A 665-nucleotide genomic window follows, 5' to 3' on the forward strand; every position below is an offset into this window, starting at 1 on the left:
GAGTGGAATGCACATCACGGCAACTTCAAATGGCAAAGCCTGACAAACGCCGCAATTCAGCAAGGTATTGATATTTCAGACTTGAAAGCCCACAGAGCCATGGCAGATTGTGAAATTACACGTAGATTAATACTTGCAGTTAATAAGCAGCTCGGAGGTAGCCATGACTGATTTAACCCTTATCCCTAAGCAAGCAACCAAAGCCCCTTCGGGGGCGGCGGTTTCTTCTATGCCATTGCATGAAGTCGCAATCCCATTGGACAAATCTGTAACTGCCGATTTCATGTCTAAACATGCTTTAGTTGAGTGGCAGCATTCCATGAATATGGTGAAGCACCATCGACGTTTAGGTGATAAAGAAGGAGCTGCGTTCTTTCTTAATGATGCTGCCGAATTTCGCCGCATTTATGTAGCGTTTCGGCGAGCTGTCACTGAAATGGGAGGGCTTTGATGCTCCCCATAAACGATCTATTGTTTGTGGCTGGCGCTGTCCAGCCACATGACAAAACCAAAAAGAATATTGCCAGCCATGAAGCTGGTTTTTTTGGTTCCAATTCTACCGAGTGGCTAAAATACGAGCAGCAAAAACTCAACCAGTTTGCTCAACTTCACTACGTGAACACCAAAGCATTCGCCAAGCAAGGGCGTGAAATGTATGCCGAACC

General features: G+C 45.9%; 1 protein-coding gene and 2 pseudogenes. All 3 read left to right on the top strand.

Features of this window, described 5'->3' with window-relative positions; translation table 11 throughout:
* A pseudogene (locus ACVA53_RS24970) lies at positions 1–171 on the top strand (3'-5' exonuclease); the annotation flags it as partial.
* On the top strand, positions 164–451 hold the full coding sequence (locus ACVA53_RS24975; protein WP_446506628.1) for a hypothetical protein: 288 nt from the start codon (positions 164–166) through the stop codon (positions 449–451). The pseudogene ACVA53_RS24970 and the gene ACVA53_RS24975, both read left to right, overlap by 8 nt.
* Positions 451–665: pseudogene (locus ACVA53_RS24980) on the top strand (hypothetical protein); the annotation flags it as partial. The gene ACVA53_RS24975 and the pseudogene ACVA53_RS24980, both read left to right, overlap by 1 nt.

Source organism: Photobacterium sp. DNB23_23_1, assembly GCF_052873815.1.

What these genes read in the sequence shown, in the direction of transcription:
- ACVA53_RS24975 (WP_446506628.1), top strand. Translation starts at nt 164, where the DNA reads ATGACTGATTTAACCCTTATCCCTAAGCAAGCAACCAAAGCCCCTTCG.